General features: G+C 67.7%; 27 protein-coding genes. 21 read left to right on the top strand and 6 right to left on the bottom strand.

All coding sequences use genetic code 11. The annotated features are described in order from the left end of the window. Position 1 precedes the first annotated feature (1 nt). The 13 genes from KPL78_RS04225 to KPL78_RS04165 all read left to right on the top strand — a co-directional run bounded on the left by KPL78_RS04225 (position 2) and on the right by KPL78_RS04165 (position 10,165). The gene (locus tag KPL78_RS04225) at positions 2-775 is read left to right on the top strand and encodes a phage antirepressor (RefSeq protein WP_219761624.1); all 774 of its coding nucleotides are present in this window, start codon (positions 2-4) and stop codon (positions 773-775) included. Next, entirely contained in the window at positions 775-1,224 is a 450-nt protein-coding gene (locus KPL78_RS04220; protein ID WP_219761623.1) for a hypothetical protein, read from the top strand. Before KPL78_RS04225 ends, KPL78_RS04220 begins: the two co-directional genes overlap by 1 nt. A gap of 343 nt (positions 1,225-1,567) precedes the next feature. Beyond that, positions 1,568-1,873 (top strand): hypothetical protein, encoded by a 306-nt coding sequence (locus KPL78_RS04215; protein ID WP_219761622.1) that lies wholly within the window; start codon positions 1,568-1,570, stop codon positions 1,871-1,873. Further along, a complete protein-coding gene (locus tag KPL78_RS30730; RefSeq protein ID WP_219761621.1) occupies positions 1,870-2,109 on the top strand; it encodes a GcrA family cell cycle regulator in 240 nt (79 codons plus the stop codon). The genes KPL78_RS04215 and KPL78_RS30730 overlap by 4 nt, the downstream gene beginning before the upstream one ends. Before the next feature lie 144 nt (positions 2,110-2,253). Then, positions 2,254-3,132 (top strand): hypothetical protein, encoded by an 879-nt coding sequence (locus tag KPL78_RS04205; protein ID WP_219761620.1) that lies wholly within the window; start codon positions 2,254-2,256, stop codon positions 3,130-3,132. Next, on the top strand, positions 3,132-3,668 hold the full coding sequence (locus KPL78_RS04200) for a hypothetical protein (protein ID WP_219761619.1): 537 nt from the start codon (positions 3,132-3,134) through the stop codon (positions 3,666-3,668). Before KPL78_RS04205 ends, KPL78_RS04200 begins: the two co-directional genes overlap by 1 nt. Before the next feature lie 8 nt (positions 3,669-3,676). Continuing rightward, positions 3,677-4,000, top strand: coding sequence for a hypothetical protein (locus KPL78_RS04195; protein ID WP_219761618.1), 324 nt, complete (start codon positions 3,677-3,679; stop codon positions 3,998-4,000). After that, complete coding sequence (locus KPL78_RS04190) at positions 3,997-4,275, top strand: hypothetical protein (protein WP_219761617.1); 279 nt, start codon at positions 3,997-3,999, stop codon at positions 4,273-4,275. The genes KPL78_RS04195 and KPL78_RS04190 overlap by 4 nt, the downstream gene beginning before the upstream one ends. 182 nt (positions 4,276-4,457) lie before the next feature. Further along, on the top strand, positions 4,458-6,842 hold the full coding sequence (locus KPL78_RS04185) for a phage tail tip lysozyme (RefSeq protein WP_369412630.1): 2,385 nt from the start codon (positions 4,458-4,460) through the stop codon (positions 6,840-6,842). Next, positions 6,839-8,320 (top strand): hypothetical protein, encoded by a 1,482-nt coding sequence (locus KPL78_RS04180; protein ID WP_219761615.1) that lies wholly within the window; start codon positions 6,839-6,841, stop codon positions 8,318-8,320. The genes KPL78_RS04185 and KPL78_RS04180 overlap by 4 nt, the downstream gene beginning before the upstream one ends. A 74-nt stretch (positions 8,321-8,394) precedes the next feature. Beyond that, the gene (locus tag KPL78_RS04175; RefSeq protein WP_219761614.1) at positions 8,395-9,042 is read left to right on the top strand and encodes a hypothetical protein; all 648 of its coding nucleotides are present in this window, start codon (positions 8,395-8,397) and stop codon (positions 9,040-9,042) included. Continuing rightward, positions 9,042-9,599, top strand: coding sequence for a hypothetical protein (locus tag KPL78_RS04170; protein WP_219761613.1), 558 nt, complete (start codon positions 9,042-9,044; stop codon positions 9,597-9,599). Before KPL78_RS04175 ends, KPL78_RS04170 begins: the two co-directional genes overlap by 1 nt. Then, positions 9,593-10,165 (top strand): hypothetical protein, encoded by a 573-nt coding sequence (locus tag KPL78_RS04165; RefSeq protein ID WP_219761612.1) that lies wholly within the window; start codon positions 9,593-9,595, stop codon positions 10,163-10,165. The genes KPL78_RS04170 and KPL78_RS04165 overlap by 7 nt, the downstream gene beginning before the upstream one ends. 28 nt (positions 10,166-10,193) lie before the next feature. Here KPL78_RS04165 and KPL78_RS04160 read toward each other — a convergent pair whose 3' ends face one another. Further along, a complete protein-coding gene (locus KPL78_RS04160; RefSeq protein WP_219761611.1) occupies positions 10,194-10,406 on the bottom strand; it encodes a hypothetical protein in 213 nt (70 codons plus the stop codon). A gap of 225 nt (positions 10,407-10,631) precedes the next feature. Then, complete coding sequence (locus KPL78_RS04155) at positions 10,632-11,021, bottom strand: DUF2493 domain-containing protein (protein WP_219761610.1); 390 nt, start codon at positions 11,019-11,021, stop codon at positions 10,632-10,634. Positions 11,022-11,275: 254 nt separating this feature from the next. On the opposite strand from KPL78_RS04155, the gene KPL78_RS04150 reads away from it, so the two are divergent. Further along, positions 11,276-11,569, top strand: a complete 294-nt coding sequence (locus KPL78_RS04150; RefSeq protein ID WP_219761609.1) for a hypothetical protein — start codon at positions 11,276-11,278, stop codon at positions 11,567-11,569. On the opposite strand, the gene KPL78_RS04145 is transcribed toward KPL78_RS04150, so the two are convergent. Next, a complete protein-coding gene (locus KPL78_RS04145; RefSeq protein WP_219761608.1) occupies positions 11,557-11,925 on the bottom strand; it encodes a hypothetical protein in 369 nt (122 codons plus the stop codon). The genes KPL78_RS04150 and KPL78_RS04145 overlap by 13 nt on opposite strands. A gap of 24 nt (positions 11,926-11,949) precedes the next feature. On the opposite strand from KPL78_RS04145, the gene KPL78_RS04140 reads away from it, so the two are divergent. After that, the gene (locus KPL78_RS04140) at positions 11,950-12,456 is read left to right on the top strand and encodes a thermonuclease family protein (protein ID WP_369412621.1); all 507 of its coding nucleotides are present in this window, start codon (positions 11,950-11,952) and stop codon (positions 12,454-12,456) included. On the opposite strand, the gene radC is transcribed toward KPL78_RS04140, so the two are convergent. Continuing rightward, positions 12,453-13,181 (bottom strand): RadC family protein, encoded by a 729-nt coding sequence (gene radC, locus KPL78_RS04135; protein WP_369412620.1) that lies wholly within the window; start codon positions 13,179-13,181, stop codon positions 12,453-12,455. The genes KPL78_RS04140 and radC overlap by 4 nt on opposite strands. Positions 13,182-13,478: 297 nt before the next feature. Here radC and KPL78_RS04130 point away from each other — a divergent pair, with 297 nt between their 5' ends. Continuing rightward, entirely contained in the window at positions 13,479-14,198 is a 720-nt protein-coding gene (locus KPL78_RS04130; protein ID WP_219761605.1) for an SOS response-associated peptidase, read from the top strand. 12 nt (positions 14,199-14,210) lie between these two features. On the opposite strand, the gene KPL78_RS04125 is transcribed toward KPL78_RS04130, so the two are convergent. Beyond that, positions 14,211-14,639: a hypothetical protein gene (locus tag KPL78_RS04125; RefSeq protein ID WP_219761604.1), complete on the bottom strand. Its 429-nt coding sequence runs from the start codon at positions 14,637-14,639 to the stop codon at positions 14,211-14,213. Between the two features lie 90 nt (positions 14,640-14,729). On the opposite strand from KPL78_RS04125, the gene KPL78_RS04120 reads away from it, so the two are divergent. From KPL78_RS04120 to hxsA, 5 genes are all read left to right on the top strand, one after another. Further along, positions 14,730-14,975, top strand: a complete 246-nt coding sequence (locus KPL78_RS04120; protein WP_219761719.1) for a hypothetical protein — start codon at positions 14,730-14,732, stop codon at positions 14,973-14,975. Positions 14,976-14,983: 8 nt separating this feature from the next. Beyond that, positions 14,984-18,235: an error-prone DNA polymerase gene (locus tag KPL78_RS04115; protein WP_369412619.1), complete on the top strand. Its 3,252-nt coding sequence runs from the start codon at positions 14,984-14,986 to the stop codon at positions 18,233-18,235. Positions 18,236-18,474: 239 nt separating this feature from the next. Then, positions 18,475-19,956, top strand: a complete 1,482-nt coding sequence (hxsB, locus tag KPL78_RS04110; protein ID WP_219761603.1) for a His-Xaa-Ser system radical SAM maturase HxsB — start codon at positions 18,475-18,477, stop codon at positions 19,954-19,956. Beyond that, entirely contained in the window at positions 19,953-21,158 is a 1,206-nt protein-coding gene (hxsC, locus tag KPL78_RS04105; protein WP_219761602.1) for a His-Xaa-Ser system radical SAM maturase HxsC, read from the top strand. Before hxsB ends, hxsC begins: the two co-directional genes overlap by 4 nt. After that, positions 21,148-21,771: a His-Xaa-Ser repeat protein HxsA gene (hxsA, locus tag KPL78_RS30725; RefSeq protein WP_219761601.1), complete on the top strand. Its 624-nt coding sequence runs from the start codon at positions 21,148-21,150 to the stop codon at positions 21,769-21,771. Before hxsC ends, hxsA begins: the two co-directional genes overlap by 11 nt. 618 nt (positions 21,772-22,389) lie before the next feature. Here hxsA and KPL78_RS04095 read toward each other — a convergent pair. Beyond that, on the bottom strand, positions 22,390-23,280 hold the full coding sequence (locus KPL78_RS04095) for a DNA-processing protein DprA (protein ID WP_219761600.1): 891 nt from the start codon (positions 23,278-23,280) through the stop codon (positions 22,390-22,392). Positions 23,281-23,460 lie beyond the last annotated feature (180 nt).

Genomic DNA, 23,460 nt, shown 5'->3' with positions numbered 1-23,460 from the left:
CGTGAACGCGATCAGCACCAGTTCCGCAGTCCCCTTCATCTTCGACCATGGTGGGCGCCGCGCTGAGGTCCGCGCCGTCACCTGGAACGGAACGCCCGCCTTCGTCGCGAAGGATGTGGCGGAGGCGCTGGGTTACGTTTGGGCCGGTTCGGCGACGATCAAGCACGTCCCGGAGGAATGGAAGGGGGTCAATTCCGTTCTGACCCCCTCCGGGAAGCAAGACATGGCGGTGCTGTCCGAGCCCGGCCTGTATTTCTTCCTCGGCCGGTCTGACAAGCCGGCGGCCCTGCCGATGCAGAAGTGGGTGGCCGGCGAGGTGCTGCCGGCGATCCGGCGGGACGGAGGTTACATGCTGTCCCAGCCCCAGGAGACGCCGGAGGAACTGGCCGCCCGGGCACTGACCGTGCTCCAGGCGGCCATCGAACGGCACAAGGCGGAGTTGGCCGTCGCAGCGCCGAAGGCAGCCGCCCTCGACCGCATCGCGACCGCGGCGGACGGGAGCATGTGCATCATCGACGCGGCAAAGGCCCTCCAGGAGAAGCCGAAGGCGCTGTTTTCGTACCTCCAGGCGAATCGGTGGATCTACCGCCGGGCGGGCGGCAAGGGCTGGGTGGCCTACCAGGACCGCCTCAAGTCCGGGCTGCTCGAATGCAAGGTCACGGAGATCACCCGCAGCGACGGCAGCGAGAAGATCGTGGAGCAGGTGAAGGTCACGGCGAAGGGCCTCGCCCGCCTCGCCGAGATCATGGGCGCCAGCCGCAAGGGAGTCGCGTGATGCCGAACGTCAAGCGCACGCTGCCCGGCATCTACCTCAGCGCCCGCGACATCGCGATGGAAGCTGGCATCGACGACCCGACGCCGGAAATGTTGGAGGAGATCGAAGCCTCCCTCCTCGCCTACTGCGCGGCCCACCCGGAGCTGCCGGAGCTGATTGAACTGGCTCCGCCGGCCAACGGTGACTTCGTCGCGGCCGCGGTGGAGGACATCGGCTCCCTCCCGCCGGATGCGCAGGCGACCATCCGCACCGGTCTCCTCCGGTTCCTCCGGGAAATCGGCGTCACGCCGATGGTGGATGAGCGGACCGGCGAAATGATGGTGGACCTCGCCTCCATCGCCAGCGCCCTCGGCATGACGCTGGAGGAAGCAATGGAATCGCTCCGCGAATGCGGTGCCGATAGGCACGCGCGCCTGGTCCCGTCCGCGTATCTCCACCCGATGCAGTGACGCAATTGCCCGTCGCCGAGGCCATCGGCGACGGACGGGAAGGACATCACGCAAACGTGATATTACTTCACGCGCTACACCGTGCCGACGGCATGCGGATTCGTCCGAGCGTCTCGGACATGGCCGCTCGGACAATTCCACAGGGGCGATGCCCTGTGGTCGGCAGGTAGCCGTAGTTGCCCCAACGATCGAACCGCATTCTTTCGGAAATGTCCGAACCGGAAATCACAATACTCAATATCGGCGCATGGATTATTCAATTTCTGCCAATTTCTAAGTACATTTACTGCTCGAATTGCTCATGTCAGCCTCAATACCGACCCAATTGAAGGAGCCTCTCCAAATGCAGCCCGAGAACATTCTTTGGCGCTACCTCGGCCCGCTCGGCGGAGCTGCCGAAGACCTAATGCTCGGCGAGGATGGCAGCACGTTCGACCTCGCCTGCGACGCGAGGCATGCGGCCGAAGCGGTCGCGCTGTCTGTGCCGAACCCCTCCCTGCCCTTGCAGGTCCTCCGCGCGCGTATCGCCGTGCGGGTCATGCGCGTCGCCTTCGGCGACGATGGCGCGGATCGGTGGCTGGACGAGATCGCGGCGGCGCTGGATGCGCTGAGCGGCGCTTGCCATGCCGGCTCGATTGTCTCGGCATGACGCTTCCGCAGCGGGGTGCCTGCTGCTGGCCGATCGGCGAGCCGCGCTCACCCGACTACCGAACGTGCGATGCGCCACGGCAACGCGGCAGCTCGTACTGCGCGGAGCACCACGCCAGAGCCTATCGCGTCGTGCCGGCGATGCCCGCCCGATTGCGGCGCCTCGTAGGCCCACGGCGGATATCGCGGGCAGCGTCCGGCAACGCACGTCGGGGAGGCCACAGCACGAGCCGCTGACGCCGCCGCATAGACCTCATCGTCACCTCCTCGCCGGAATGCCCGCGCGCTGAATCCGGCGAGGAACGCGAAGCGACCAGAATTCCGCACCCTCGCGAAGATTGGTCGGGTCCGCCGCCCAGGTCGTGACGGAATCATGAGGAGATGATCGACCGTGCCGAACAGACCAGCTTCCTCAGCCTCCGCGACTGCCTGAAGGCCACCCCGGCCGAGGAGGGCGGCGAGCGATTCGTCTATCTCGAGGCCAGCAACGAGGCGCGTGACCACCAGGGCGAGGTGGTGCTGGCCAAGGCGCTCAAGGACAGCGCGGACTACTACCTCCGCTACGGCAACCTTGACCTCGACCACATCACGCAGCTCGGCCCGAAGGCCGGCATCCCCAACTATCCGACGTTCGAGATCGGCCGCCCGGCCGAGGTGCGGATCACGGGCGGCCGGACCTTCGTCAAGGGGCAGGTCTATCGCGGCGAGGGGCCGGTGGCCGCGAAGGCCAACGACTTCTGGGACAGCCTGACCAAGATCAGCCCGCCGCAGCGCTGGTATCCGAGCGTGGGCGGCGCTGTGGTCGCCAAGGATACGGAGCTGGACCCCAAGACGAAGGGGCGCCGCACCGTCATCCGCCAGGTGCGCTGGACCAACATCGGGTTCTCGAAGACCCCGGTGAACCTCTCCGTCCCCTCAGTTTCCACCGTGCCGATCGGCGCGCTGGCCAAGAGCTGGGGCCCCGGCGGGTTGGACCTGACCAAGGCTCTGGAGGTGAGCGGTGGGGGCACCGATGCCGCCGCGCTGACGGGCGGCGCCGCCCTCGCGAAGCAGAGCCTCGATCGCCGCGTCCATTCCTATTGGGACTTCCGCGACCGCGTCGCCGAGGCGGTGTGGCGCGGCCGCGTCCATCTGCATCCGCGCGACGTGGTCGCGCATGCCACGCACGAGCACGGCATCGGGCCGGCCGAGGCCTCGGAATGGTGTGAACGATTCCTGGCCGACCTGAAGCGCGGCGAAATCACGAAGAGGAAGAACTGATGGCCAACTATTTCGATATGCTGAAGCAGGCCTTGCGGGCCGGCCAACAGATCGAGCGCCTCCCGCCCGAGCGGCGGCGCCAGGTGGACGAGCTCTTGAGCGGCTCAGCGCCGGCATCCGGCGGCCGCACCTACTCCGACGATGCTGACGGCGACGGCGTCGCCGATGACGCCGAGATCGCGGAGTCGGCCCGCGCGGGGCGCCGCCAGTCGGATGCAGACGCCGCCGCCCGCGACGGCCAGCCGATGAGGAAGGCAACCGGGTTGGATGTCTTCTTCAGCCCGCCCGAATCCGCCGCTCGTCGCAGCGCGCGCCTGACCGGGCTGGCCGCGGAGGCGAAGATCGCGTCCGCGGAGATGCGGACCGCAGCCCAGAGGGAACACCGTCAGCGCATCCGCGAGAATGGCCACGCCGTGTTGGCCAAAGCGCTGGCGTTGCTCCACGCAGGCCAGATCACTGGCCAGCAGGTCATCGCCATCGAGGCGCGCGTTCACCGTCTCGACGATGCCATCGCCCGCGCGGACCGCGGCCGGTGATCCCGACGATGACAACGCCCGACGACGATACGACTGCCGGCGCCGAACTCGAGGCTCAGGCCGCTGAGGTCCGAGCCGCGATCCGCGCCGCGCTCGCAGCCGGCGGCGGCACAGCCGAGCTGCGCCACCGCCTCCGCGGCATCGAGGATGCGATGCGCGAGCAGGCCGATCGGATCGCGCACTTCCGCGCCGCAGCCGAAGGTGACCAAAAGGCCCGGGTCGCCGAGAAGGCATCGGAGACGGCGCGGGCCAGTGCAGAGCGCCTGAAGTTCCGCCTCGCCACATTGGCGCCGCCGCGCGCGCCGCATCTCGTGCGGGGGCGTTCCAGATGAGCAGCACAGCCCCCGAGGCCGTCGCGTGGGCCGAGATGGCCTTCGAGAGCTCGCTCATCGGCGTGCGCGCCGCCGTCGCGCGGGCTCTTGTTGATCTTCGCGCAGTCGCGCGGGCAGGAGGCGATGTTGACCGCGCCCGGTGCGCGCTCCTCACCGCCCTCCGGGGTGCGGAGATCGACTCCGAGCGCCCCTCGCTCGGGGTGTCCATGTCCTTCGGCAATGATCCAATCCCGCGGGGCATCGGACCGGTGCGTGACGACGGTCTCACCCTATGAGCGTGCGTATTCCGATCGAGGCCGATGCCTCGGCAGCGGTCAAGGCCGTCCAGGATATCCAGCGCGCACTTGACCGCGCCGGGCAGTCCGGGAAGGCGCTGGCCCAGATCGACCTGTCGCATCCCGAGCTGAAGACCTTCGCCAACGACATCAAGCAGATCGAGGAGAACCTTGACGCCTTGGTGAACACGGCGAGCGGCGCCACAGCAGCGACGGCGCGGCGGCTCCATGGCGCCTCCTTCGGCAGCCCGTTCGGCCCAGGCGGCATGTTCGACGCGGCGCGCTGGCGCCACCTCCATCCGGATGGAACCCGCGGCGACCGGCTGCATTCCAACGCGGTCCGCTATGTCCTGCAGGGCACCTCCTTTGCCTCGGGCGCTCATGCGCCGCAGGCAATGGTCCCGATGAGCGCTGGCGGTGCCCAGCCTTCTGGGGGCGGAGGCATCAGCCTGCCCGGATTCCAGATGCCGAGCGCCGGCGGCGTCGCGAGCGGCTTGGGGCGCTCCGCCATGTCTGGCGGCGCATGGATGCTCGGAATGGCCGGGGTCGGCGCGGCGGCGGGGTTGGCGGGTATGGCAAGCCAAGCCGTCTCGCAGGCGCAGCAAGAGGCCGTCGCCAATGACACCCTTCTCCGCAGTCTGCGCGACCTCGATACCGACTTCGGTGGGCTCCGGAGGTCGGTCCGCGACGCGACGGCCGGCCTGGGGCTGACCTACCAGGAGGCCCAGCGCCTCTCCCTGGCATGGGTCCGCGCCACCAACGAGACGAGCGGCGATGCCGCGACGCGCAACATGCGCTTCGCAGTGGGAGCGGCCCGTAGCCTGGGGCTGGAATCGGGCTCCATGGTCGGCGGTGCGGGCCGTGCCGCCTTCCTGGGAGAGGACCCGCGCCGCTTCGCGGTGCTGCTGGCGGAGACCATGCGTGACTCCCGCATGACCGGGCAGGGCGAGGCGGTCATGGGTCAGCTCCTCAGGTGGCAGGAGGGCTTCGCCCGCAACATGTCCGGCGCCGGCGCGCTGGATCGCGCCGCCGGTATGTATGCAACGCTGTCCAGCTCCGGAATCCCGGGCCTGCGCGGGGAGATGGGCGCGAGCCTTATGGACCGCGTCAATGCATCCCTGTCGCAGGGCGGCGCGGCTGGCGATGCTTCGATGCACCTCACCTATCGGGCGATGGCTCGCAACGGCATCACTGACCCATACCGGATCGAGCATCTTCTCGCGGGCGGGATGTTCGAGCGGATCGGAGAGAATGGCCCCACCGTGTTCGAGGCCACCTCGCAGGAGATCAACCGCCTCTACGCCGGCATGCCGGACTACCAGCGCTGGCACGCGATGGGCCGCCACTTCGGGATCAACCCGCGCCAGGCGCAGGCCTTGGAACGCGCGATGCGTAGCGGCGGCAATCTGGGCGGCATGGGGCGCGACCTCGCCGCGCTCGGCATCAACATCCAGGACATCAATCCAACCTCCCTTGCTGAGATCGCAGAGCTCTCCGGGCACTCCATGGTCAGTGCCGAGGCAGTCACGCGCTTTCGTCAGAACCGCGCGATCCCCCAGGCCGATCGTGACCGTGTCGGCGGGATGCTGGGCGAGGACCAGCGCCGCGAGATGATCCGCCTCCTCGCCCAGCACGGCGGGACGCGGACTGACGGCGATCAGGTGCGCGACACCATGGCGCAGATGGCCAACGCCCTGACCGCAGCGGGAACGGGCCTGGTGCCGGTCCTCAATGACATGCGGGAGGTGCTGTCCGACCTCGGCCAGAACATCGGGACTCTAAGCGAGACGCTGGGCGACGTTTACGAGGGATACGTCAGAGGCAACCCCGACGCGCGTCAGAGCCTCGAGCGGCGCCGCAACGGCGGGGCCGCCGGCGGCAACTTCCGTGGCGAGGCCATCACGGGCGCCGAGGAGGCGCAGCGGGCTCGCTTCATCTACGAGGAGGGCATCAGGCGGGGCCTGACCCATGAGCAGGCCTCTGCCGTGGTTGCTCAGGCCCGGGTGGAATCGAATTTCCGCGCCGGCGCGCGGGGCGACAGCGGACGCTCCCACGGCGTGTTCCAGCACGACGCCGCGCGCCGGGCCGCGATGGAGCGTCAGTTCGGGTTGCAGCCCGGCGCCTACTCGACCTCCTCCTTCGAGGGCCAGGTCCGCATGTCGTATTGGGAGATGCTGGAAAGCAGCGGCAGAGACAACGTCGGCGCCGCGCTGCGTCGAACCCAGACCGCTCGGGAAGCGGGTGCGCTCCTGTCCAACCAATGGGAACGGCCCGGCGACCGCCTCGGCGAGGCGCGCCGCCGCGGAGGCCTGTCGGAGAACTTCAGCGAGCACTTCCGCAACGGCGGCGCCATGCCCGATGCCCCGAACGCGGTCACGCCGGCCCGGCCCGACCCCCCCGGCAACACGCCGGCGCCGGCGCCGGCCCGCCCTGACGGCCAGCAGCAGGCATTCAACATCGCTCCGCTGGACGTGTTCATCCGGGATTCGAGCGGAGCGGTCATGCGGGAGGAGAGCCTTCCCGTGACACGCATCGGGGGCGATGCGCGCCCGTGGGGGATCGCATGAGCGGCCTGGTCAACACCATCCTTGGCGGCCCGAGCGGCGGCGAGGGTCGGGTGAAGGTCTATCGTCCGAAGGTCGAGGTGAAGCTGCTCAAGATGGTGCAGCGGCGCGAAGGCCAAGCAGAGCGGTATTCGGCGGCCGAGCGCGAGATCGACCTGACCCCGTTCCTCGGCGATGTCGGAGGCATCCGGACCACCAAGAACCTGTATGAGGCGGCCGGCGGGTTCTCGATCAGCTTCAGCGACCAGCGCCACCCGAAGACGCTCGACACGGTCGCGGCCATGGTCGAGCCGATGGACGCCATCGAAATCCGCGGGGCCCGCGAGCCGCACCGATACGCCGGCCAGAAGCTCCCGCTGATCATGCGGGGCTGGGTATCCGATGTGGAGCGTGCCGAGGCCATCGGCCAGGACGGCACGCCTCAGCGCACCGTGACGATCCAGGGGCAGGACGCCGGGAAGTTCTGGCTGATCCACCAGGTCATCTACGAGATCGCCTACCTGCAGGACGTGCCGTTCCTGGACCTGTTTCGCATGCAGGCCGCAACGGGGGTGGACGTGTCGTTCATGCCCGTGTCGCAGTTCATCACCCAGCTCACCGAGCGGATCGTCAACGACAAGGTCAGGAAGCTCTCGGCCTTCTCTTCGCAGCAGGTGAAGCCGTTCCGCGTCTCCGCCACCGTCACGGAAGGAATTGCTTCGGCGACGACCGTCGCCAGTGTCCAGGGGCCCATCTGGCAGATCGCCGAGATCTTCGCCGACCGCCCCTGGAACGAGCTGTTCATCGAGGACGAGGAGGAAGGGCCGTTGGTACGGTTCCGGCCGACACCCTGCCGGAGCCTCGCCGGCGACTTCATCATGCCCGGCGCGACGGACCCCGGGCGGGTGGACATCGACGCCGATGCGGTAGTCGCGCTGGGCCTCAAGCGGAGCGACGCTCAGGTCGCCAACTTCTTCTGGGTGCCACCGGGCGGCTCCATGTTGGACACCTCCGCGCTGGTGAACACTGCAACCTTGCAGCGGGGCGCCCCGCTAGACCAACAGCACGGCAACAATCGCCCCGAGCTTTATGGCGTGCGCCGAATGCAGGTGCAGACCCGGCTGCTGCCCGATGGCCTCTCCGGCCTCCCCTCGCGCGCGCCCACCGAGGCCGGACGGCGACAAGGCGGTCGGACGGTGGTGCTCTGGCACGAGAAGCGCGCCGCCGAGCTCAAGGCGATGAACCGCGACAACGCCGTGTTCGAGGGCGGGTCCGCGACGCTACGCGGGTCGGAGGAGCTGAAGGTGGGCCGCTACCTGCGCCTGACGCGCGGCGATTTGACCAGCGAGGCCTACATGACCCGGGTCAGCCACAACATCAGCCCCATGCAGGCCTGGACCACCCAGGTCTCGCTTGAGCGCGGCACGGGCTTCATCGAGCGCACCAAGCGCCGGCAGACCGCCTACTTCGCAGAAACAACGCGAGGTCCGTACTCGCAATGACCCACCCCTCCCCTCAGGCCGTCTGCATTCCGCATGACGGCCAATCCCACCGTCGTTAACCGGAGTTCCCAATTGTGAATGCCATCGACATGATCACCATCGACCCGTCCATCGTCAGCGCCGCCGAAAAGCTTGTGCGAGCCGAGGGCAAACTCTCCGAGCATCGCGCCGTGACCGCGAAGGCCCGCGAAGCGGCCAATGGCATCCGCGCCCGCATCGCCGACCTGGACGCGAAGCGCGCCGCGATCGGCGCGCGGCGCCAGAACGGCGATGTGCGCGACGGCGACGCCGGCGAACTGGACCTGATCGTGCTTGATCGCGAAGGCCTCGCCGAGCTCGGGCGCGAAGCCAACGCGCTGCTCGCCGCGAAAGAGAAAGAGGAAGCGGCCGCCGCGGCGGCGGTGCGGGACGCCCATGCCGGTCTTCAGTATGCCGAGGACCAAGCGGCGCTGGCCGCGCTGAAGGAACATCTGGATGCGCTGAACGGCCGTGCCAAAGAGACGCTGGCGCAAATGGCCGAGGTGGCGGGGCGCATCGACGGGCACGCCGCGCTCGCGGTGATCAAGCCCGCCGCTGATCGTGCCGGTGAGGTTCTGCAGCACACCGTGGATCTGATGGCGGCCACGGGCCGGCGCATCGGCAGCCACAACTTCAACTGGGAGCCCGCCGGAAGCCTGATGGAAGTTCTCCGGCGCGCCACGATCGCGGGCCGCCCCCTGTGATGTCGGGGGCGAGCAGCCCGCCGCCGGGGCGGAAGGCGCGCGGTCCGCTCTCCGCGGCGACGCGCCGGCGGCTGCTCGCCGATCTCCTGGCGCGCGCCGAAGGTGGGGACGTCGCGGCGGCCGAGGCCCTGATCCGCCTCGGCGCCACAGCCGAGGCAGCGTGTCCCGATCTCCCCCGCGTCACGCCAGCCTCGGGCCAGCCGGTCCGGCGCGGTGGTGGCGTGTCTGCCACGCCCGAACGCGCCGCGCTGCGCGACGAGGTTGAGGCCGCCACGCTGAGCGAGACGCAGCGCATCGGCGGCACTGTCCCGAACAAATTGGCGCTGGCAAACCGATTCCTCGGCCGCGGCGCTTCGCCGGCAACTCTCTACCGATGGGTGGACGCGGCCGTGAAGTCCGGCACCCCGGGCCGTCACCTGGAACACCATGTCCAGCGCGGCGGCACGACGCCCGAGGGTCGCCGGCGCTCCGCGCTGGTAACGGCGGAGCAACTTGAGGCTGCGGCGAGGCGCATCCGTGCCTCGCTGCTCGCCTCCGAGCCGGAAGTGCCGTGCTGATCGCCGCGGTGCCCTCGTCCGCGTCCAGTAGCGGTGCGATGCCGATTCCGGCGCTATTCGATTGCGTCGCGCTCCGCGCTCGCCTGACCGTGTCGAGTTGCGCGGCGCGCTGGTGCAAGGCGGCCGACCGCCTGCCCGAGCCATGGGATAGCCTGTCACGTTGCCGAAACTGCCCGATCGGCGCGAGGCACGCCGGTATCGAGTTCAACGCTGTCGAGGCTGCTGCTGACGCCTGGCGGTTGGTATGCTGCCGCTGCCTTCGCCCCTCAGAGCGGCTGATCCGCGGGAAGCACTGCATATCCTGCTACAACAGGGACCGCGAAGCGCGGATCGGGAAGAACGCGAAGGGAGGCCGTCCGCACCTGACCGATCATCTCGGCACCTGCGCCGTCGCCGTTGCCGCCGGCGGCGCGGTTGAACTGATCACAGCGCACCGCGTCACCGGACCTGTTGAGGTCATGGTTTGTGCGGCACGCACTGCCAAGGCTGGTGTCACATTCGGGCGCCCGGGACGCACCTGGGCCCTGCCGATAGACTCGGCCGCAAGCACACCGGACAAGGACTAAGCCGATGCCGAGCGGACCCGGAACTCGGTCACCGTCGCCCGGAGGGCTTTGCCGAGGTGCTCTCCTTGGCGTCCTTCCGCCTGGCAATCAGGGCGGCGATCCGCTCCGGAACCCGCACCGGGTTGTTCGCCATCGGCACCCGCGCGTCCATACCATCCATCTTCTCGGTCTTCTCTGGGGGCACCATCGTCATCGTAGACCGCTCGCATGCGGGCGCCCCCCCTTCCGCCGGCTGGCTCATCTGCATCTCCATCCTCAACCCAGCCCACAGCCAGAAAACCGTCGCTTGCTCGCCGCCAACCTCCGCTTCTTTTCGTCGGTATATCCGTGGATATCGAGCGCCACGCCCCGCCCCTCCTTCCCTTCCGGCGTTCTCCTCCCTCCGCCCAGAGGCCGCGCAACATGATGAAGCGGGCCCACCTTCCTCATCTTCGATGATGAAGCGACAGCGGTAGTGTCTCGCGTGTCAATCGGCCACGCCCGTCCACAACGTCGCTCCTGCCGCCACTTCCTCCAGCCGGATCACCTTGACCGCCGCCTCCGTCGCACGCCTGACCATGTCCGCCGTACCGCGCCCACCAGGGAGTGCCAGGACTAGGTCGGGTCGCCCTTCGTCCAGCATGCGCTGGTTGCGGATCGGACCTGCCTTCCTGCCCAGGCTTTCCCAGTCAGCATGGAAGGCGAGCATCGGCACGCCGTGGGCGGCAGCCCATTCTCCGCCGAACGTATCCGCACCGCGAGCAGCGCCGTGGATCAAAACCGCGACACCGCATTGGGCGTGGATACGGTCGATGGCGGCAAAGGCAGCATCCCGGTCAGTGAATGTCCGGCCGCCGCAGACGAGGAGACGCAGCATGTTCCTTCCCCTTGGCGTGGCCGCTGACATAGATCAGCGCACGTCGTCACGAATGGCTTGCCTCCGAGAATAGTGGCAGGGACAATAGACTTGCCGCGAACGGGTAACCCTCCCCGGAGGGATGGCAACCGGCCCCCTTGGGGGTGTGACCAGTAGGCACGGCAACCGGAAGTCCCGTTGCCCCTCGCTGAAAGGCGAGGGGCATCCTCATCCCGACACCTGGCAGCCGTCCGGCGCCATGCCAAGGTGCCGACATGGATCAGGATTGGCAGCGCGAGCGGCGATGGATCATTCTCGGGGAGGATGGTCGCTTCGTCACGCTTGGCCGTGCCGTCGCCCCGACCGATGAAGACATTAACGCGGCCGAGGCCGCGATGCGCGCGCAGGGCGTGGCCGGGTGGGTCGCCGTCATGTCGGGCAGCCCCTGGACCTTTGCCCGGCCGGAGCTGATGGAGGTGAGGCCGCTTGCCAGCCCGGCCTCGACCTTCGCTGCGGCGGTCGCGGCATTCAGGCGGACGCGACTCTCAGCCTTCGATCAAGGCAACTGATACTGATTCGAGCGCCGATTGCAGCGATGCCAGCGCATCTGGTAGCCGGCCTGCCCCACCTCGCCATAGCACCAACCAACCTCCCTCAGCCTGCGCACGAGATCGTCGCGCACCTCGCAGGCGATTTCCGTTTCGATGCTGTCGCCGGTGCCGCCGCGACAGAGCTCGTTGGCGGTCTGCACGAGCCGGAGCAGGCCGCTCCCATCGACCACTGTCTGTGCCGCAGCCTCGCCGGCAGACATAGCCAGCGTCGCAAACATCATCCCTGCCATCGCGTTGCGCATCATCGTCACCTCACATCGAGCATCGACGCCGACTTGGCCTTTAAGGGAGGGTCGCCGAAACAACTCGCTCATGCCAAGCTCCCGCTCATGCGCCGCGTGTCCGCTGTCCTTGTGCTCCTCGCCTTCCTGGCGCTCACCCTCCCCGCCGCGATCGCCGACGAGCTGCGCGGCCGCGTGGTCGGGATCAGCGATGGCGACACCCTCACGCTGCTGACGGCCGGCCGCGAGCAGGTCCGCATCCGGCTTTCCGACATCGACACGCCGGAGCGAGGACAGCCCTATGGCAACCGCGCGCGCCAAGCGCTTTCCGACCTGGCCTTCGGAAAACAGGTCCGGATCGAGGTGCGCGACATCGACCGTTACGGGCGGACGGTAGGGCGCATCTTCGTCGGCGCACTGGACGTATCGGCCGAGCTGGTGAAGCGCGGCGCGGCCTGGGTGTTCCGCCGCTACAGCAACGACCCTGCCTTGCTCCGCTATGAAGCGGAGGCGCGCGCGGCACGTCGCGGTCTATGGGCCCTGCCCGAGGCCGAACGCATCCCGCCATGGGAATGGCGTGCCGCGGCGCGCCGGCATCCTGCGTCCCTGCAGCTCGTCCCCTAGATCAGCCCCTCTCGCCGCAGCGAGAGGTGCCTGCCGTTCCCGATGATGAGGTGATCGTGCAGCTTGATGCCGAGCGTCTCGGCCGCCGACTTCACGTCCTCGGTCATCTCGACATCGGCTTCCGATGGTGTCGGATCACCGGAGGGGTGGTTGTGGACCAGGATCAGCGCGGTCGCCTGCAACTCCAACGCCCGCTTCACCACTTCGCGCGGATAGACGGGCGTGTGGTTCACCGTGCCGCGCGCCTGGGCTTCGTCGGCCAGCAAGCGGTTGCGGGTGTCGAGGAACAGCACCCTGAACTGCTCGACCTTCTCCCGTGCCAGCACCGCGGTCAGGTAGGAGATGAGCGTGTCCCAGTTATTGAGGACCGGCCGATCCATAACCTCTGCACGCGCCATGCGGAGCGCAGAGGCCCGCACCAGTGTCATCGCGGACACGCTGTGCTCGCCGATACCAGGCACATCGAATAGCGCCGCCTGCGGCGCCGCCAGGACGTTGGCGAAGCTGCCGAAGCGATTGATCAGGTCCTTAGCCAGGGGCTTGGTGTCGCCCCTCGGCATGGCGAGGAACAGCAGCATCTCCAGCAGCTCATAGTCGGCAAGCGCCTCCGGACCGCGGGTCAGCAACTTGTCGCGCATCCGGGACCGGTGGCCATGTGGGCCCGTCGAGGGGAATGGAAGGCCCTCGTCCCGGCGCTCGGCCGGCGGCGTGTATCGTCTCGGCACATAGGTGCCGTTGCTCCGCCCGGAGGTTTCGCCGCGGTATGGCCGGGGAGCAACGGCGCCATCCTCGGCGAAGCCGGCAGGCGCGCGCGACGCCCGGGCGGAACGAGCTTTCAATTTCCCACCGCCGCGCAGCAGATCGCGCCATAGGCTCCACACCATGCCTAACCCCTGGTGCCTTTAATCTCCCAGAAATTCTACTTATGGTTTCGTTGACCTGTCTAGGATCGCCCTTGGGGCTGTTCGCCCAGGGGTGAAGAAGCGGTCGCGGCGCGGTCCCCGGCCCGATACGATCCCTGTATGTGCAACCTCTACAGCATCGTCTCGAACCAGCAGGCGATCCGCCAGCTTGCCATGACGTTCCGGGACACCACCGGCAATCTCCAGCCCTTGCCCGGGGTCTTCCCCGACTACGCAGCGCCGATCGTCCGCAACACGGCCGAGGGGCGGGAACTTGCACTCGTTCGGTGGGGCATGCCGAGCTCGAAGAAGGCGCTGCTCGACGCCGCGACCAAACGTGCCGACAAGCTCCGCGCCAAGGGCAAGGAGGTGGACTTCGACGAGCTTCTCCGCATGGAGCCCGACAGCGGCACCACCAACATCCGCAACACGGTCTCCTCACACTGGAAGCGCTGGCTCGGCGTCGAGAACCGTTGCGTCGTTCCGTTCACGTCCTTCAGCGAATTCAACCGCGACGCCGGCGGCGATGTCTGGTTCGCGCGGGACGAAAGCCGGCCCCTCACCTTCTTCGCCGGCATCTGGGTGCCGCAGTGGACCAGCGTGCGGAAGGTCCGGACCGGGCTGGAGACCATCGACCTGTTCGGCTTCCTGACCACCGAGCCGAATGCCGAAGTCGCCGCGATCCACCCGAAGGCTATGCCGGTCATCCTGACCGGACCGGAGCAACTCGAAACCTGGATGACCGAGCCTTGGGAGGTCGCGAACGCCCTGCAGCGCCCGCTGCCTGACGGGTCGCTGAAGATCGTGGCGCGCGGCGCGAAGCGCGACCCGGCCGAGTGATCCTGACGGGTGTCAGCCCCGCGATTCGTCTTCGACGCCCGCCTCGGCGTCCGGCACCAGCGCATCACAAACGGCTTGGTATTCGGCCTCGGCGAACTGAAGTTCGAGCTGCACGCCGTGGCCGGGATACGGCGCACCCGTGGCCGCCTCATAGGCTACGCCTGGCGCATCTAACCAAGCCATGGCGGCGTCCGTCTCTCCAGCGCTCGGCTCCGCCTCCTCGGCAAAGTCGCTGATGTCCCAACCCTCGATCGCAAAGGCGCCCTCCGCTGCCTGAAGGGCGCTCACGCCGCGCCTCGCAAAGAGGTCCCGCAACGCCTGCTCGGCGCACGCGACCTGGTCCGGTGACGCACCGTCGATCAGCACCCTCACCCGTGACTCCGCGTGGATGCGCCGATAGGCCTCGTAGTGCCTCCTGCGATCGGCCTGTGCCTCGAGCATTCGTTCCTCCTTTGGGGGGGAAGAGGTTCGGTCGCGGACCGACCTTATCGTGTTCTTGATTCGTTCTCAAGCGTGCGGCATCGTCCGGCCATGTCCGCCGATCCCCTCGCCATCCCACCGATCCCCGCAGCGACCGCTTCCCTCGCCCCGGCCAGCCCCGGTGAGGTCGCGGAATCCCTGGCCTATGCCCTGCGCTTTGATGAGCGCGGCCGGCCACGATCGGGCGGTTGGGAATTCGCGGCGGCCATCGCCGCCGAGCGGCTCGTAGAGCACCTAGAACGGGCCGGTTTCGTCGTTCTCAAGCGCCGCACCGGCGCCCCGCACAGCGCCGGATAGCCCCTTCCGTGACGGCCGGCCCCGCCTTCGCCGAGCTGTGCGCCAAGAGCAACTTCAGCCTGCTGGACGGTGCCTCCCACCCTTCGGAGATGGCAGCGCAGGCAGCCGCGCTCGGCCAGGCCGGCCTCGGCATCTGCGACACCAACACGCTTGCCGGCGTGGTGCAGGCCCACGTCTCCGCCAAGGAGCTCGGCCTGTCCTTCGCGGTCGGTGCGCGGGTCCTGGTAGACGATGGGGGCGAATACCTGGTCTGGCCCACCGACCGTGCCTCCTACGGCCGGCTGACCGCCCTGCTGTCCCGGGGCCGCACCCTGGCACCAAAGGGTGAGTGCCGGATCAGCCGGGCCGACCTGCTGGGCGCCGCCGAAGGGTCAGCGGTCGCGCTGGTCGCGCCTTCTGTCGTCTCGGCAGACTTCGGGGCTCGTCTCCGCGCGGACGCGGAGGCGCTGGACCATCGTCTTCCTCTGCCGCTGCATTGCGCGGTGCCGTGCGTCATGGATGGCGGCGACCGGCGGCGCCTCGATCGAGCCGCAGCGGCCGGCGTGCCCCTGCTGGCCACCACCGCACCGCGATACCATGCCGCCGAGCGGCGTCGCCTGGCGGACGTGCTGACCGCGATCCGCCTGCGCACATCGGTCGATCAGATCGGCTTCGCGGCAGCCCCCAACGCCGAACGCCGGCTGAAGTCGCCCGCCGAGGTGGCGGCCCTGTTCGAACGCCATCCTGACGCCCTGACGGCCTCCCTGAAGATCCTCGATGCCACGCGCGGCTTCAGCTTGGACCAGCTTCGCTACGAATACCCGGAGGAGGTGCTGGAGCCGGGCCGCACCGCGCAGGAGACGTTGGTTGCCCGGGTCGCGGAGGCGGTGGCGGAACGCTGGCCGCAGGGGGTGGCGGGGGACATCAGCGCCCGCCTGGACCACGAGCTCGCGCTGGTCGAGCAGCTTGGATACGCGCCCTACTTCCTCACCGTGCATGAGATCGTCCGCTTCGCGCGGTCGAAGGGCATCCTCTGTCAGGGGCGCGGCAGCGCCGCCAATTCCGCCGTCTGCTATGTGCTCGGTATCACCGCCGTCGACCCGGCGAAGCATGACCTGCTCTTCGAGCGTTTCGTCTCCGCCTCTCGCGACGAACCGCCCGACATCGACGTGGACTTCGAGCACGAGCGGCGGGAGGAGGTGATCCAGCACATCTACGACCGCTATGGCCGCGACCGCGCCGCCATCGTCGCCACCGTCATCCGCTATCGCGCCCGGAGCGCGATCCGGGAAGTGGGCAAGGCAATGGGCCTGTCAGAGGACGTGACCGGCAAGCTCGCGAAGGCAGCCTGGGGCCCCGGCTCGGATCGCAGCTTCGGTGACATCGCGCAGGCCAGCGGCCTCGACACCACCGACTCCCGGCTCGCCATGACGGTGGACCTCGCGGACGAGATTCAGAACTTCCCCCGTCACCTCGCCACCCATGTGGGCGGCTTCGTCATCACGCGCGGGCCGCTGGTGGAGCTTGCCGTGGTCTCGAATGCCGCGATGCCGGGCCGCACCGTGCTGGAATGGGACAAGGATGATGTGGAAGCGCTGGGCATCCTGAAGGTCGATGTGCTCGGCCTCGGCATGCTGTCCTGCCTGCGGCGCGGCTTCGACCTGCTGCGCCAGCACCGGCATGTGGCGCTCGATCTCGCCAGCGTGCCACGGGATGACCCTGAGACCTACGCCATGCTCCGGCGCGCGGATTCCCTCGGCGTGTTCCAGGTCGAGAGCCGGGCGCAGATGGCGATGCTGCCGCGGCTGCGGCCCCGCGAGTTCTACGACCTGGTGGTGCAGGTGGCGATCGTGCGGCCGGGGCCGATTCAGGGCGACATGGTCCATCCCTACATCCGCCGGCGGTGGGGCCTCGAGGAACCGGAGTATCCGGGTCCCTCCCCCGAGCACGGCCCACCGGACGAACTACGCCAGGTGTTGGGGCGCACGCTCGGCGTGCCGCTGTTCCAGGAACAGGCGATGCGGCTGGCCATCGTCGCCGCGCGCTTCACGCCTGAAGAGGCCGATGCGCTGCGGCGCGCCATGGCGACCTTCAAATACACCCAGGGCGTCGGCGCCTATCGCGACCGCCTGGTCAGCGGGATGGTCCGGCGGGGCTACTCGCTGGAGATGGCGGAGCGGGTCTTCAAGCAGATCGAGGGCTTCGGCAGCTATGGCTTCCCGGAGAGCCACGCCGCCAGCTTCGCGCATCTCGTCTATGCGTCGTCCTGGCTGAAATGCCACCACCCCGCGGTCTTCGCCTGCGCGCTGCTCAACAGCCAGCCCATGGGCTTCTACGCGCCGGCCCAGATCGTCCGGGATGCGCGGGAGCACGGGGTCGCGGTGCGCCCGATCAGCGTGAACGACAGCGATTGGGATTGCTCCCTCGAGCCAGACGCGGCCAGCGCCGACCGCCACGCGCTGCGGCTGGGCCTGCGCATGGTCTCCGGCATGCAGGAGGAGGCCGGCCGGGCACTGGTGAAGGCGCGCGCAGCCCGCAACGGCGCGCCGTTCGGATCAGTGGGGGAACTGGCGCTACGTGCCGGCCTGCCCCGGCGGGCCATCGAGGCGCTGGCCGGTGCTGACGCTTTCGCCGGGCTCGACCTGGGCCGGCGCGAGGCCGCCTGGGCTTCTCATGCCGTGGACCCCGGGCTTGCTGCTGGGTTGCCGCTGTTCCGCGAGGCGGTGCAGGCCGACCACCCGGAGGTCCGCCCCTTGATCCCCGAGGCCGACCCCGCCCTGCCGGCGATGAAGGAAGGCGAAGCGATCGCGCTGGACTATGTCAGCGCCGGCCTGACCCTTCGCCGGCATCCGCTGGCACTGCTGCGGCCTGTCCTGGCACGCCTGCGCTGCGACGACAGCCGCGCCCTGGCGCGGGCGCTATCGGGCCGCCGGGTTCGCGTGCCCGGGCTGGTGCTGATGCGCCAGCAGCCGATGACGGCGAAGGGCGTGATCTTCGTGACCATCGAGGACGAGCATGGCCAGGCCAACGTGGTGGTCTATGCCCGCGTGTCGGAACGGTACCGCGTCCCACTGCTGACCTCGCGCCTTGTGATCGTGGAAGGCCGCGTGGAGCGAGAGGATCAGCACGCCGAGGTGCCGATTGTGCACCTGATCGCAGGGCGCCTGATCGACCGGTCGGACCTATTGGATACGTTGTCTTCGATGGGGATCGGCGACGAGGTGGCACCGTCGGACAAGTCGCGGCCCATTCGAATGCCGCCGACACGGGATTTCCGATGATGGCTGGAGAAAGCGGCCGCGCGGCCAGAGAACGGCCAATGTCTTCTTGCGTCGTCTCATGTCGCTCTGGCAGGATGATTACTTAGCGATCTAATACAATCATCGCGCGCATTCAGGCAGGGAGGGGTTGACGTGAAACTCGGCTCTGCCGCGGAATGAATGTCGTGGCCCGAGACCATGCCGTTGCCGAGTTGGATGTCTCGGGAAGTGCCGCCGAGCATTTGTTCCGAGCTGCGGTCATGGAAGCGGCATTCGGTCGCACCGCGCCCAACATTCCGCGCGTCGAGAAGGGCGCGCCGCTACCCCACCGCGTCGTCGCGCTTGGCGATGGTGCCCAGGTGCTGGTCACCAACGACGCCGGCGAGTTCATGGCGCTCGACCGCGCTGATTTCGCCACCTTCGCCGCCGGGCGCCTCACTCCCGACAGCCCAGCCTATGACGACCTGGTGGCCCGTCACCTGCTGCTCGCTGGCCGGCCCGAGGTAGCGCTGCGCCTGTTGGCGACCAAAGTCCGCACGAAGAAGGCCTTCGTTCAACAGGGCCCGGCGCTCCACATCCTGGTGCCGACGCTCCGATGCCACCAGAGCTGCCTCTACTGTCAGGTCTCGCGCCGTCCAATCGGTGCCGACAGCTTCGACATGAGCCCCGAGACGGCGCTCCATGCCGTGGAGCGCATCCTGGAGAGCGACGCCGCGGCGCTCACCGTGGAGTTCCAGGGCGGCGAGCCGCTGCTCGGCTTCGACATCATCAAGCTGGTGGTCGAGACGATCCGCCGACGCGCACCCGACCGTCGCGTGACCTTCAGCATCACGTCCACGCTTCATCACCTCACCGATGACATCGCGGCGTTCCTTGCCGAGCATAGCTTCCAGGTCTCGGCCTCGATCGACGGGCCCGAGGACATCCACAACGCCAATCGGCCCCTACCGGGAGCCGATGCGCATCGCCGCACCATGGAAGGCGTGGCCCTTGCCCGCCGCGTCATCGGCGCAGCAAACGTGGCTGCGATCACCACCGTCACGCGGCGCGGTCTCCACCATCCCGAAGGCATCGTTGACGCGCTGATCGGCGCTGGCTTCCCGTCCGTCTTCCTCCGGCCGCTGAGCCCCTATGGTTTCGCGCTGCGATCCGCACGCCGCACCGGCTACGACATGGATGCCTTCCAGGCCTTCTATCGTCGGGCCCTTGATCGAATTCTCTGGTGGAACCGGCAGGGCGTTGAGGCCGAAGAGGCCTATGCCGCGATCCTGCTGACCCACATCCTGACGCCGTTCCACTCCGGCTATGTCGATCTGCGGAGCCCCGCCGGCGCCGGGCTCGGTGTCCTGGCCTATGACTATGACGGCGGGGTCTATGCGAGCGACGAGGGCCGCATGCTGGCGGCGGCCGGCGATCCCGCCTTCCGCATGGGCACCGTGCGCGATCCCCTGCCCGTCCTGATGGCGTCCGACGCCATGCGGCTCATCGCCACCGGCGGCGTGGCGGAAGACCTGCCAGGCTGCCGGGACTGCGCATTCCTCCCTTATTGCGGGAGTGACCCTGTCCACCACTACGCAACGCAGGGCCACGTGCGCGCCGATCGCCAGCCGAGCGACTTCTGCCGGCGGCACACCGGCCTCTTCCATCTGCTGTTCGGGCTGCTGCTCGACGGCCCGCTCGAGAAACAGGCCCTGTTGACGCGATGGGGAACGCAGCGGCTCCGGCCCGAGGCGGCAGCATGAGCCTGCCCCTGCATACATTCGGCACGCTATCCGGCGACTTCGCCGCACCGCACCCGCTGAAGGTGCTGCCCCTCGCTGACGCGCTCACCACCGAGCTGCCTTTCGATCGGGTGGCCATCGACCTCCGCAGTGATCCCGTCGGCGGCGTGGACCTGGGTGCTCTCCACGCGCTTGGCTTCGCAGCTGCCCTAACAGCCGACTCACGGGGTCCAGGTGCTGCCCTGCCGATCTTCGCCGGCCTTCGCCGCAATGACGTTGTGGCCGCGGGCGACGTGATCGGTGTGACCGCCCGCACCGGCAGGATCGGTGTGCTCTATCGCCGCGGCGCCGACAGCAATTCGCTCTTCGTCACCGAGCGCTGCAACAGCCTGTGCCTGATGTGCAGCCAGCCGCCGCGTAATGAGGATGATTCCTGGCGCGTCGCCGAGGCGCTGGAACTGCTGCCGCTTATCGACCGCAACCTGCCCGTGCTCGGCATCACGGGCGGCGAGCCGACGCTGCTGGGCGAAGGCCTGACCCGCATCCTCGTCGGCACGGCCGAGCATTTGCCCGACACGCACCTGCACATCCTCACCAATGGCCGACGCTTCGCTGATCGACGGATGGTGACGGCCGTGACGGCGGGCCGCGGCCGCACGACGTGGGCGGTGCCGATCTACGCCGACACGGCGGCGCGGCATGATCAGGTGGTGCAGGCGCCAGGCAGCTTCGAGGAGGCGCTGGAGGGCATCCACAATCTCGCCGAGGCCGGTCATCGCATCGAGGTCCGGTTCGTTGCCCATGCCCTTACCGTGCCGCGCATCATGGGCTTCGCTGAGTTCGTCTGGCGGAACCTGCCCTTCGCGGAGCACGTCGCGCTCATGGGCCTGGAGCCGATGGGCCTGGCGCGGCGAAACCGCGATGTCCTCTGGATCGAGCCGGCGGAAGCTGCGCGTGCGATCGCCGATGCTGCACGCCACCTCGCAACACGCGGCATGGCCGTGTCGATCTACAACACGCCGCTCTGCCTGCTGCCTCGAGACATGTGGCCGCTCGCCCGGCGGAGCATCAGCGATTGGAAGCAGGTCCACGCGCCCGAATGCGAAGGCTGCAGCGTGCGCGATGCCTGCGCCGGCTTCTTCCTGTCGGCCGACGCCTCATGGCGCGGCACGGACATCAGGCCGGTGACGAACGAGACGCCGGAACCAGCACATGCACGATGACGAGACAGGCGCCCTGAGCCGCTTGGCACGGCTGCTCTACCGGCTGCTACCCGGCGTCGCCGCAGCCCCTCTCGGAGGTCATGAGGCCGCCATGGCCGGCGCGCCCGCAGGCATGCGCTCCGGCGATCCAGAGCGCCCCGATGGCTTCGTGATGGAACTCCCGAACCGCATCGACGGCCCGGACCAATTCGCCGCCCATAGCAGCCATCGGAGCCATTCCAGCCACCGCAGCCACTCCAGTCACTACTCGGGCAGCGGCGGTGGCTACTCTGCCCCGCGAACCTACACCCCGCCGCCTTCCTACGTGGCCCCATCACCGAGCACGCCCCAACAGGCACCCGCTTCACCGGCCCCGCGTAGCGGATCATCCGGCTCGACGGGGTCACGCGGCACCCCGGGCGCCGTGCCAGGTTGCGCAAGTACCGAGGGCCTCATCGTCGCCATGCGGGCGCAGGTCGAACTCCGCGCCCGCGGCTTCTACAACGGACCGGTGGATGGGATCATGTCGCCGGCCATGGGCACAGCGCTGCGCCGGTTCCAACAATCTCGGCGACTACCCCAGAGCGGTGTTCTGGACAATGGGACGCTGGCAGGGCTCGGCGTAGGTTGCTAAGGTAGCTACGAGGCAAAGACGCGGCGAGCGACGAACAGACCATGGATTGGAACACCAGGAAAGCGCGCACCAAGAACCATACACATCGCTCGAAAGTGAGAACCCGCAGTTAAAACATCGTCCGCTATAGCAATTAACACAGGAGCAGGAGCGCAGAGATTTTCATTGATTACATAATTGTCTGCCAGCTCCCGTGGGGAAGGTCGATTTCCTTCACTTTCATGCGCCGCTCGAATGCTTAATTTCTGCTCAACAAGTTCTCGTACATCGCATTGCTGCCCGATGCCCCGGCAAATCTGAAGGACCCGATCATCGTAGAGAGGATCAGCCCGACACTTGGAAGGCGGAATCGGCACCAACGTCCCCTGCCTCAAGAAGACCGGATTCAGCGTCTGCCGAAGCGTTTCGCTTGCTTGTCGGATCGCTCGTGCCTTGTGGACAAACTCCGGCCGTCCACGTCGGTCCATAGGCTTCTTCAAGTTCGAAATTAAGCTGTTCGCCTCCCCGAACGAGAAAGTCATTCCCGACGTGTATTCGTAGAGAAACCAACAGCGATCAGTTTCTCGCAGAAGCGAGTGATCGCCGCGGTTCGAATCGTCAATAGAGCGGAGCCTAATGTCAGCCAAGGTGGTGCCAAATGTCCTCAGGACCCTGAACCCGAATGGCTCCCTGTTCTGCGAATCGCGCGGGCCAGGTCAGGTCGTGTCGCCTGAAACATGAGTCGAGGATAAACAGCTTCCTGCCCTGGTGAAGCGCCGCCCGGGCCTGGGTCAACGTTCCGGACGTGTCGCCCGCCTCCACAATAATCGTGGCTTCGGTAAGAGCACTCATCGTCACATTGCGCTCTGGAAAGAACAGCCTATTCATACGAAAGTTCTGTCGAGCGTAACGGAGCACTGGCACTTGGGAGATTACCAAGTGATGCTCGGCAATGCGCTCCTGCAGGTCATAGTGTTCCTTTGGATAGACCCGCCCGAGTGGAGTTCCCACAACAGCAATCGTCTTGCCTTCAGCTTCGAGCGCTCCGCGATGCGCGGCTTGGTCGATTCCAGCAGCCAAGCCGGATACCACCGTGAAACCCTTCGTCACCAACTCGCGCGCTAACCGGCGCGCACGCGCTAACCCGTCGACGGAAGCTTCGCGGCTTCCAACAACGGCCACGCATCGGGTTTCGGCGAGTTCCCAGACGCCCCTGTAATACAACAACTCGATGGGATGCTTCGCATCCCTTAGCTTCATTGGGTAATCGCCCGCATGGTGAATCCGCACGCCAAAACGATGTACCCCGTCCGCCTTGAGCTTGGCGAACACCTCATCCGCCCGCTGTCGCGCAACGGCCGAAGGAACAAAGTCACTCGGCATGGCTTCGAGATCAGATGCGAAACGCTCTGCGATGCTCTTGAAGGTGGCGTTATGCTCCAACCACATCTCTTCGTAAGCGCCAATCTCCATCCGCGGAAAGATCGGGCGCTTTGCCACCTCATCGTCATGCGCAAGTGCGAGTCGCATGCATCCCCCGTCCATCTCTTACCTCGAACTCTATGCAGCAATGCCGGCCCATGTCGCCCCTCTTAGCTACGGCTCCTAGAACAAATTGGCAACAATCATGCGAAAGTTCCTCAAGGCAGCTGGCTGACAGGTTGGAGAGCCGCACCTCCCTGGAAGCATGCGGTGTCCGACCTGTTATGT

Origin of the sequence: Roseomonas alba (assembly GCF_019430885.1) — a bacterium.
Lineage (GTDB): Bacteria > Pseudomonadota > Alphaproteobacteria > Acetobacterales > Acetobacteraceae > Neoroseomonas > Neoroseomonas alba.
The sequence above is the reverse complement of the archived record's forward strand: the minus strand, read 5'-3'. Positions and strand labels throughout refer to the sequence as shown.

What these genes read in the sequence shown, in the direction of transcription:
- KPL78_RS04170 (WP_219761613.1), top strand. Translation starts at nt 9,042, where the DNA reads ATGTCGGGGGCGAGCAGCCCGCCGCCGGGGCGGAAGGCGCGCGGTCCG.
- hxsA (WP_219761601.1), top strand. Translation starts at nt 21,148, where the DNA reads ATGCACGATGACGAGACAGGCGCCCTGAGCCGCTTGGCACGGCTGCTC.
- KPL78_RS04190 (WP_219761617.1), top strand. Translation starts at nt 3,997, where the DNA reads ATGAGCAGCACAGCCCCCGAGGCCGTCGCGTGGGCCGAGATGGCCTTC.
- KPL78_RS04215 (WP_219761622.1), top strand. Translation starts at nt 1,568, where the DNA reads ATGCAGCCCGAGAACATTCTTTGGCGCTACCTCGGCCCGCTCGGCGGA.
- KPL78_RS04145 (WP_219761608.1), bottom strand. Translation starts at nt 11,925, where the DNA reads ATGAGCGAGTTGTTTCGGCGACCCTCCCTTAAAGGCCAAGTCGGCGTC.
- KPL78_RS04155 (WP_219761610.1), bottom strand. Translation starts at nt 11,021, where the DNA reads ATGCTGCGTCTCCTCGTCTGCGGCGGCCGGACATTCACTGACCGGGAT.
- KPL78_RS04200 (WP_219761619.1), top strand. Translation starts at nt 3,132, where the DNA reads ATGGCCAACTATTTCGATATGCTGAAGCAGGCCTTGCGGGCCGGCCAA.
- KPL78_RS04095 (WP_219761600.1), bottom strand. Translation starts at nt 23,280, where the DNA reads ATGCGACTCGCACTTGCGCATGACGATGAGGTGGCAAAGCGCCCGATC.
- KPL78_RS04150 (WP_219761609.1), top strand. Translation starts at nt 11,276, where the DNA reads ATGGATCAGGATTGGCAGCGCGAGCGGCGATGGATCATTCTCGGGGAG.
- KPL78_RS04125 (WP_219761604.1), bottom strand. Translation starts at nt 14,639, where the DNA reads ATGCTCGAGGCACAGGCCGATCGCAGGAGGCACTACGAGGCCTATCGG.
- hxsC (WP_219761602.1), top strand. Translation starts at nt 19,953, where the DNA reads ATGAGCCTGCCCCTGCATACATTCGGCACGCTATCCGGCGACTTCGCC.
- KPL78_RS04205 (WP_219761620.1), top strand. Translation starts at nt 2,254, where the DNA reads ATGATCGACCGTGCCGAACAGACCAGCTTCCTCAGCCTCCGCGACTGC.
- KPL78_RS04195 (WP_219761618.1), top strand. Translation starts at nt 3,677, where the DNA reads ATGACAACGCCCGACGACGATACGACTGCCGGCGCCGAACTCGAGGCT.
- KPL78_RS04130 (WP_219761605.1), top strand. Translation starts at nt 13,479, where the DNA reads ATGTGCAACCTCTACAGCATCGTCTCGAACCAGCAGGCGATCCGCCAG.
- KPL78_RS30730 (WP_219761621.1), top strand. Translation starts at nt 1,870, where the DNA reads ATGACGCTTCCGCAGCGGGGTGCCTGCTGCTGGCCGATCGGCGAGCCG.
- hxsB (WP_219761603.1), top strand. Translation starts at nt 18,475, where the DNA reads ATGGAAGCGGCATTCGGTCGCACCGCGCCCAACATTCCGCGCGTCGAG.
- KPL78_RS04160 (WP_219761611.1), bottom strand. Translation starts at nt 10,406, where the DNA reads ATGAGCCAGCCGGCGGAAGGGGGGGCGCCCGCATGCGAGCGGTCTACG.
- KPL78_RS04180 (WP_219761615.1), top strand. Translation starts at nt 6,839, where the DNA reads ATGAGCGGCCTGGTCAACACCATCCTTGGCGGCCCGAGCGGCGGCGAG.
- KPL78_RS04220 (WP_219761623.1), top strand. Translation starts at nt 775, where the DNA reads ATGCCGAACGTCAAGCGCACGCTGCCCGGCATCTACCTCAGCGCCCGC.
- KPL78_RS04120 (WP_219761719.1), top strand. Translation starts at nt 14,730, where the DNA reads ATGTCCGCCGATCCCCTCGCCATCCCACCGATCCCCGCAGCGACCGCT.